This window comes from Moraxella sp. CTOTU47724, from assembly GCF_032014955.1.
Classification (GTDB): domain Bacteria; phylum Pseudomonadota; class Gammaproteobacteria; order Pseudomonadales; family Moraxellaceae; genus Faucicola; species Faucicola tetraodonis.
Window position 1 is genome coordinate 1 of record NZ_DALZSV010000079.1, and the last position, 8,401, is coordinate 8,401.

Annotated in this window: 11 protein-coding genes; 4 read left to right on the forward strand and 7 right to left on the reverse strand. The window is 36.7% G+C overall.

The annotated features are described in order from the left end of the window. Window positions 1–92: 92 nt before the first annotated feature. The 4 genes from RTR63_RS11065 to RTR63_RS11080 all read right to left on the reverse strand — a co-directional run bounded on the left by RTR63_RS11065 (window position 93) and on the right by RTR63_RS11080 (window position 2,666). Window positions 93–782, reverse strand: coding sequence for a DUF6037 family protein (locus tag RTR63_RS11065; protein ID WP_312524249.1), 690 nt, complete (start codon window positions 780–782; stop codon window positions 93–95). Window positions 783–1,048: 266 nt separating this feature from the next. Further along, a complete protein-coding gene (locus RTR63_RS11070; RefSeq protein WP_312524251.1) occupies window positions 1,049–1,417 on the reverse strand; it encodes a hypothetical protein in 369 nt (122 codons plus the stop codon). A gap of 64 nt (window positions 1,418–1,481) precedes the next feature. Beyond that, entirely contained in the window at window positions 1,482–2,177 is a 696-nt protein-coding gene (locus RTR63_RS11075; protein ID WP_312524253.1) for a WG repeat-containing protein, read from the reverse strand. Between the two features lie 168 nt (window positions 2,178–2,345). Then, window positions 2,346–2,666: a hypothetical protein gene (locus RTR63_RS11080; protein ID WP_312524254.1), complete on the reverse strand. Its 321-nt coding sequence runs from the start codon at window positions 2,664–2,666 to the stop codon at window positions 2,346–2,348. Between the two features lie 87 nt (window positions 2,667–2,753). On the opposite strand from RTR63_RS11080, the gene RTR63_RS11085 reads away from it, so the two are divergent. Both RTR63_RS11085 and RTR63_RS11090 read left to right on the forward strand, forming a co-directional pair. Next, window positions 2,754–2,999, forward strand: a complete 246-nt coding sequence (locus tag RTR63_RS11085; RefSeq protein WP_312524256.1) for a helix-turn-helix domain-containing protein — start codon at window positions 2,754–2,756, stop codon at window positions 2,997–2,999. 76 nt (window positions 3,000–3,075) lie between these two features. Continuing rightward, entirely contained in the window at window positions 3,076–3,279 is a 204-nt protein-coding gene (locus RTR63_RS11090; RefSeq protein ID WP_312524257.1) for an antitoxin VbhA family protein, read from the forward strand. A 104-nt stretch (window positions 3,280–3,383) separates the two neighbouring features. Here the strand turns inward: RTR63_RS11090 and RTR63_RS11095 are convergent, their stop codons facing one another. Continuing rightward, the gene (locus tag RTR63_RS11095; protein WP_312524259.1) at window positions 3,384–5,906 is read right to left on the reverse strand and encodes a relaxase/mobilization nuclease domain-containing protein; all 2,523 of its coding nucleotides are present in this window, start codon (window positions 5,904–5,906) and stop codon (window positions 3,384–3,386) included. Window positions 5,907–5,976: 70 nt separating this feature from the next. Further along, window positions 5,977–6,414: a plasmid mobilization protein gene (locus RTR63_RS11100; protein WP_312524261.1), complete on the reverse strand. Its 438-nt coding sequence runs from the start codon at window positions 6,412–6,414 to the stop codon at window positions 5,977–5,979. Between the two features lie 312 nt (window positions 6,415–6,726). Here RTR63_RS11100 and RTR63_RS11105 point away from each other — a divergent pair, with 312 nt between their 5' ends. After that, window positions 6,727–7,185 (forward strand): hypothetical protein, encoded by a 459-nt coding sequence (locus tag RTR63_RS11105; protein WP_312524263.1) that lies wholly within the window; start codon window positions 6,727–6,729, stop codon window positions 7,183–7,185. Window positions 7,186–7,728: 543 nt separating this feature from the next. Here the strand turns inward: RTR63_RS11105 and RTR63_RS11110 are convergent. Beyond that, window positions 7,729–8,013, reverse strand: coding sequence for a hypothetical protein (locus RTR63_RS11110; protein WP_312524265.1), 285 nt, complete (start codon window positions 8,011–8,013; stop codon window positions 7,729–7,731). A 175-nt stretch (window positions 8,014–8,188) separates the two neighbouring features. On the opposite strand from RTR63_RS11110, the gene RTR63_RS11115 reads away from it, so the two are divergent. Continuing rightward, the coding region (locus RTR63_RS11115; RefSeq protein WP_312524267.1) for a helix-turn-helix domain-containing protein at window positions 8,189–8,401 on the forward strand (213 nt) is incomplete at its 3' end.

Genomic DNA, 8,401 nt, shown 5'->3' on the forward strand with positions numbered 1-8,401 from the left:
CAAGGCGCATATTAATTTTAATGTAAAAATTCTCTTATTATCTTAGATCTAAATCAAAATCATAACACTTTAAAGTTTTCTACCTGAGCAACTTATCTCTGTGCATTAAAATTAGCAATGATTTCTTCATTAGTCTTTGCTTTTCTTTTATCAGACGAAAACCTAAAACTAATATTGGTATGCTGACAAAAAATTTCAAAAAGCTTAGGATATAGTTGCTGTGCTATTTCAGTGTTACTTTCCCGCCTTACTTTTGGCTCACCGTTCTTTTTAAGACCATTACGTTTTACACCAATACAATATATAGCTTTTGGGTTCTTAGGATTATAACGGGCTGCTATTAAAAGTTTTTGATTTTCATCTTTTTCCTTTAAGTTTACAGAATTAGGAATATTTTCAAAATTTTCGGAAAAACGTTCTAAAACTCCTTTTATCCCTTGACCGTCACCCATCCAACCAAGTTTGAAAAATTTAGCAAATTCAGAAATATTAATAAAACTCACTCTGTAAAGGGTTGCGTAAGCAACTATTTTATTATTTACATCAGCAGGATCAATAAACTCCAATTTAGCTCTAAAATAAGTTGATTCATTTTGAATGTAAGAACTATGTTTTTTATGGTTTTCATGATTCTTATCATAATGCGAGAGAAAAACAGTGGAATCAACATTATTGAAACGAAAGCTGAATGTCTCAAGTGTCATTTTCAAGGCTTTCATATTTCTAAGCAATAAACTTAAATTATTAAATCTTATTGACGATGTAGTTTCACTATCAACCATGTATATCTCTTTTTAGTTCGTTTGAAAATATTTCAAAGTTTATCCTTAAATATACAATCAAAACTAAAAGAATAAAATATAGTTAGGCAATTAATTTTATGTAGTCTTAAGCGCTTGATATTAAAAATCTTAAAACTTCTCATGTCATTATTTATTTCTTAGATTAGCTCATTTCCAAAATATGAAATTTAATGCGCGTGAATATCCTTAAAAAACTAAATACAAATAACCTGTTTTGATACTCAAGGCTCTTTCTTGCACTTAGATTATTTAGCATCCACAGGCTTTATTTTCGTATAAACACCATTCATGTACTTTCCATCTATAATTTTAAGCTTAGTAACCTGCTTGGTTTTTGGATCAATGGTTATCGCTTGGATTTTATAAGTTTTCTGAGATTCTAGGCAGCCTGATACCATACCGTCATCATGTTTATTTCTATAAGCAAGAATATTTGGATTCTTAGTCGCAGTAAGACTGCCTTCGTGTTCACAAGCATTACCTTCTGCAATACTAAGTTTTTTACCCTCAATAAACATCGTATTTGCATCATTTTCATAAGACCCATTAAAATTAACAGCATGAGCTGATAGTGTCATTATGGGTAGTAAACAGGTTAGATATATTTTTTTCATCTTAATTTCCTAAAACGCTTGGTTCTGTTAGTTAGAGATTTATAAAACATTGAATTATTTGATTCTAACGACAAGCCACGGTTTTACCACTGGTGTTAATGCAAAATGGCTTACCATTTTTAAATAACTTGGCTTTACCATGATTAAAACCATACCCATCAATGCTGTCACCTTCATCAAGGTTAAATTGAAATGGTATTACTAGCTTACCTTTGGTATCGATATAGCCAAATTTGCCTTGCTTAGCCACTACCGCAAGTCCATCACTAAAACTTGCGGCATCATCATAGGGTACGGTAAATACCGTTTTGCCTACATGATTGATATACATAATTTTGTTATTTTGATGCACAGGCGCAAGACCATTGCCAAAGTTACCTGCATAATCGTAGTTAAAATCAATCACGGTTTTACCCGTTTTATCGATATAGCCGTATCTAGTACCAGACGGCATATTTTTATTGACCGCTGCGACCCCTTCAGCAAACTCGGGTACTAATTTTTCCGGTGAATCGTCAACCGTACCCATCGTTTCATAGATAGTCGGAATGACTAGTTTGCCTTGGGCATTGATAAATCCAGTTTTTATCCCTTGTGGTGTCTCTTTACTAACCGCTGCTAAACCATCTTTTAAACAGCCCACATACTGATAGTCTTTTACATTTGGTTTATTGCAGGTTGATGACCAAGCCGTACTCGTTAGACTGATACAGGCTGAGCCTAATAAGAGGGGTAAATGACGCGTTAAATTGGCAGGCATTCAACTAATTCCTTGTTTTAAATATTCAATCTTTGTCTACTCATACGATAACAATGATTTTTCCGTTAACAAATATTAAAACTAAACATTGAGTTAATAGATGGTTTATCTATCATTCATGTTAACAGTATTAATCAGTTATTTAATAACCTGCTAGAACGCTCACTGCTATTCGTCTCCAACTGCGCCTCTTGTAGGGCTTTTTTGGAACCATTCCCCATTTGCGCTGGAAAATGCCACAGCAAAGCGATGATCCATAGTTTTTCCTTGATGAACCAGTTTGACATCAGCGCCACAAATATAAGTACCTTCTGTTTGAGTCGCTTTACATTTATACCCATCAACATCTTTAACCTCAGCACCTTTAGCAGTAAGGTCTTTACGAATAACCTCTTCTATCTGCCCATTTTTAGGCTGATTATTGCCACAACCTACTAATAGCGCGGTTAACAATGTCATGCCTATTATTTTTTGATTGATTACCAACATATCAGATCCTTTTAAAGCCAAATTATCAATACACTAAAGTTTGCACCTAAAACAGGTTCATATTAACTTAAACCTAAAATAGGTGCAATGAACAATTTTCGAAAAACTATCCATGCCAAAGAGCACGAGCACTTACGTGCTATTTTTAAACAGCAACGAGAGAAATTAGGTTTAACACAGCGTGCTTTAGCTGAGAAGATGGGTGTGATATATTCTTTGATCGGTAAGATAGAAACCGGTGATCGGCGCTTAGATGTGATTGAATTTATTGATTATTGCAGAGCGCTAGAACTTGAGCCTAGTGATGTGCTAGTTATGCTAGAAAAACAATAAACCATTGGATTTGATAAGCAAAATCTTATAAGCTAAAACCTGGCTAATGTTGGTTAGATGAATTTAAAATTACCTTATGATTGATGCAAAGACTGAAGCTCAGCGCCGTAGAAACTGGCAGTTTGCCTGCAATAGCAGTGCGTTTTCTGGTTTTGAAACGCCGCCTGAAATGCATGCGATTGTGGAACGCTATTTTAAGGATGAAATCAGTTTGACGGAAACTATAGAGGCGCTGCGCAAATTTAACTCACAACGCTATCTATCTATCAACGCCGAGTAACCCTTTCAATAATACATATAGCATTTTGGCTTTCGATTGCTATTAAACATTTAATTTCTTGCTTGTTATGCAGTAATAATCGCTATTTTGATAACTAAGACCCTTTATGGTCCAAAGCTTGGTCCGGAAGGTTCATTGTTCAGTTCCTGCGCTTCCCACTTTTTAACATTATCAGCTAACTGTGTGAATCCGCTCATATTAGGCGGATGGCTATCAACAAATTGCTGAACTTGTTCGGTCGTGGCTTGTGCGCCTTTTGACCCATCTTCAGCGGTTTCATACAGCCGCCCTGCTTTGGCATAAGTCATTGCTTTTCGCTTTAACTCATCAAAGCGACGTTTAAATAAATCACCTATCGCATTAGCAAGGGTTGAAACTGCTTGAGTGAATTGTCTAAAACTTTCTGCTGCTGAGTGAAATGCGCTAGTGAGTTCTTCATATCCGTCTTTAAAGGCGCTAAGTCCTTGATTAGCGTGATTAAGGACTTCAGATCTTTGTTCTGCATGGTGTTGCTGCGCTGTAAGGTAATGATTGAATTTTCCAAGTCCTTTAGTAACTGTTTGAACTCGTTGTCGTCGATTGGCTGTATACTGTCTAATTGGTTCAAGGCTTGTTGCATTTTGTCTTGTAAGAGCTGATATTCTTCCCTGCCTAATTTTAGCATTTTTAGCTGCTGTTGATTGGTGGTCTTTAATTCTTGTAAGTAGGTCTCCATCTTCGCTAGCTGCGGCTGCAGACGGTCTTGGATTTCTTCTTCGATAATCGGTATAAGCTGATCGAGCAAGTCTGGTATCAATTGAGAAAGTGTTTCGCTCATCTGTGTTTGTAGATTCTGGACTGCCTGGTTGATTTGCTCGGTCATTTGGCTGTGCAAATCGTTCGACAATTTTTGTAAGCTTTGTGTGATGAGCTCGCTTGGACTGATAGGTAGGGTCATGGGTTATTCCTTGCTGCTTTGCTGCCGGTTTTAATTTGGTGCGTCTGGCGCTATCTGTAACACCAATTGCCTTTTGGGATTCAAACCAAATTTCACTTGCTGTTGATTTTTGGGAATAATCAGCATTTGCTTGGGATCTTGGTCGTTGGGTAACACGGTCACCATCGTTAATGCTCGAGCCTCGGCCGGTGTCTGCTGAATTTTCGCTGAAATCAGCGCCAACTGCTGCTGTTGTTGTTCTATCGATTGTTCCACCTGAGCCAATTGCTGTTGCTGTTGGCTCATCAAGTGGCTTGAGTAATAGGTCATCCCCAGCATTACTAGCGTTGGAATCAAGGCTAGAACGAAGGTAATCATCCCAATCATCATTGCCTTGACTCTCAGGTTCGCTTGTTTTTGCGCTTGGGCTTGGTAAAAGCCCTGATACACCGTCTCGCTCTGCTTCATGTGGGTCTTGGCTTGTTCTACCAAGTTGTTGGCGTATTCCCTGAAAAGCTTTTGGCTTTGGTGCTGACTCTCTAAAATCTGAAACTGTAATATTCCTAATTTCTGATTGGTTAGCTGGATTTGATCGGTTGTTTTGCTCAGCATCTGCTGAGTTTGCTCCAACTGATTGACTGACTGCACTAGGTTCTGGTTGGCTGTTGTCACTTGGTCGTCGATCAGAGGTGTAGCCTGGCTCAGTAAGTTGTTGATCAACTTGTTGCCCGAGCTCTCGATGCGACTCATAATATTGTTTAAAGCGCTGTTGAAGTCGACGAAGGCGTCGTCCAACCTCTTGTTCATTAAGTTCTGCAAGTTTTGCTCGAGTTGCAGGTTCTTTTGTTTTTGTTGTTCTAAAATTTTCGAGACTTTGTCTTGTGAACTCTCGCTCATATAGCATCCCTTTTAATTTTATATTTCTGCCACCGTTTGGATTTTTAATCGAAATCGATTTGCCTTTTTTGTCAATACGAGTAATTTCAAACATCTCACCAATTAGGCGTACCACATCTTCATGAGATTCAATACTGTTATCACTCAAAATCGTTTCAACCAAATGCAGAGCAATTTCTTCTTCGATAAATACTTTGTTAGTGCCAACGTTATTTGTACCAACTAACGAAGCACTATTTTGTTCAGCGAATATCTGTTTCTCATGCATTTTTTTATGCGCATACTCATAGCCTTTAAGCCGATAAACACGCTGACGGTTAGCATCATTGGGGTCGGCTAAGCCATAATCGAAATTGATCAAATCCTTCCAACTATCCACCAAATCTAAATCTTTATGATGGTAATAAACCGTTAACGATCTACCCGTTGGTAGATGAATATCTGCAAATACAAAATGCAATTCTTGGCGGTCTTTATCAACATGCTCGACCCAATAGCCACTGTACTCACCTCGAGTCATCCCAGGAAATAAATTGGCTTCAAACGATTCTATGATTTCAATTTTTTGCGTATCAGTTATCGATTCTTCAGGTGCGAACGATAATACCCCAGACGTGTAAATCTTACTGTTTTTAATACCATTAATAATTTCTGTGGTGACTGCATCATCCCCGTAGATTAAACGAGCCCCTTCGCGGGGTTTGGTTTTATCATTTCTATCAAATAATAAATATGATTGAACATCGCCACCGCCACCCGACCTTGTTGCAAATCCTTTTTTGACTTTACCATGATTAAAAAACCGAACTAACATTTTCCCTCTGCCATAAAATTATTGAGCCTAGTTACTGAGTTTAGTTACTGAGCTTAGTCACTGATTTTAGTTACTTGGTTTCATCAACAGCCACATTCATATCCACCGCTTCATTTTCAATAATTTGCGTTTTAGTTAGGCTATGCTCCAAACGTAATATCTCTAGCTCATTAGCAATTCTTTGTAGGGCATAAGCTAGTTCTAACACATCCAAATTTTTCTTAGGGTCTAGTGAAGCGGTATGCGCATAACGCGTCAATTGATTAATATTATTACCAATGCTCACTAACTGACGATACAAATCCGGATTAACAATTGGTAAATCATGGGTGCGTTTTATAGGTTTAGGTAAGTCTAATAGACACACACGCACAAACTTAGCTAAGGGCAAACCAAATCCTTTAGCTTTGCTTTGCACCATTTCAAATTCGCTATCACTGAGTCTAAGATTTAAACGACTTTGACGTTTAATTTTCTCATTAGGTATTGATTGTTGTTCTTCATTCATCGATAACATATAAGATTCAAATAGCCCATAAAGGGTTTTCGATCGTCTCCGCTTTTTGATTAACCATCGGGAAATTAAAATAGGAGACGACGGGGGTGTCAAGAGGGGGCATTGCCCCCAATTGCCAGCGCCAGAGTTACCTAATTTGCATAGCAAATTTGGTAACTCTGGCATTGCTGGCTCAAAAGATTTTTTGCTTCAAGGTAATCTATTTGATTATACGATCATTGTTTATGTTTGCAAGTATTTTTTCTTTGACTTTTTACTGGATGTTTTTATAATGGTATTATGTAGTAACTATATGAGTTTATTATGAAAAACGAATTAACTAAATTAGAAAATGAGTTATTGGATAGATTGGTTAGGGAATTTGAGGCTAAGGTTGCTAAGTCTAAAAGGTTAGCGGATGAGCAACTGTTAATGTTGACTCTATTTCAGAAAGCTTTATTGTCAGATTCGGATGTAAGAAAGTTAAGATTATTACTTGGTTTTGAGCAAGCTAAAATTACTGCTCGTGAAACTAAGAAAAAAGCTAAACTGGCTTTGCAAATGCATGAAAACGAAAAGAAACAAGTTATTGAAAATCGCTATCGACGTTTTGGTTTGGTGATTATTGAGTCGTTAAAAAAGTTACCGGAAAATAAAGCTACGATTTCTTTGTCTGATTTTTTAAATCTGATGCTTGCTGATGAAAATTTGAATGAGAAAGATAAAGAATGGGTTAGTGGTTTTTTACAAAATGATGTGATGAATGGCGATCCTAAAGATTAGGATAATTTAATGGGTGTCGTTGTTATCAGAGAATATAGTATGTAAAAAGCGACAGGGTCTATTGTATGTCGCTTTATTTTTTTAGGTTTTTAGGTTTTTAGATGGGGATATGATTTTTTTAGAAGGGACAATCATAGTCTTCATTATAGAATTGTTCTGCTGAAAAATTGCTGTCAAATGGCTGTTGAATGAATTGATGACAGTCATCGCATATCCAATTGAATTTCTGGTTCTGATAGTTATAGGTCGGTTCGTAGATTTGTCGCATGATGTTGCATTGGTTGCAACATGTTTGTGTATCAAAGATTTTGAAGTGGCTGACCATTATCCTTAGTAACGGTGCACTGATGTTGTAATACTGACAGATATGTGTGATGTGATCTAAATGGTTGCCGTGAGTTTCTAGTGGGGTTTCAAAGTAGTCACGCACAATGATGGTTTGTTGTTCGCTGACGTGGTTTTTTGCGAGGTATTTGTAGTCCATATGATTTTCCTTTTTTTAGGTTAGGCTTGTGGTTTTAGCGGTTGTTAAGGGGACTTGTTCTATGCTATTTCTGGCATAAGTTTTAGAAATTTATGTTCAAGTTGTTGGTATTTTTCTTGGTCGTCGTTTACGTCTATGTCGTCTAATATTTCTGAAATCCATGTTTGAATGGCTTGGGTGTTGTTGCAGCGTTTGATGAGTCCTAGAAATAGGTAAAGGTTGTCACCTGGTTGTATCCGTTGTTCTTTGATTAGTTGGCTTGTAAGCTTATTAATTTGCTGTTGGCGGTTTTTTCTTTGGTCAAGCTGGTCATAGATGTGTTGGATGACAAGGTCTGGGTGCATTTTTGTGCTCCTTGAATTTTTTGTTGTTCGATTGGAAAATTATCTCAAGTATGGGATAATAGCTGAAATTGGGAATTTATATCTAAAAATAAAATTTATTCCCTAATTTAGGAACTATGTTAATATTATTTTATTCCTAAATCAAGTATTTATTTTCATTTTTAGGGATTTTATTGTGATAAAGATAAATTTGCCTGTTTTATTGGCACAACGTGGACTTAAAGTTGCCGATATTGATAGAGATTTGGATATAAGTCGTTCGACCCTTTATCGTTTGTATAACAATGATGTGATAAAAATTGATATCGATGCCATTGATAAATTATGTAAGTATTTAGATTGCGCACCAGGTGATATTATTTTGTATGTAGATGATGACGAATCCCAG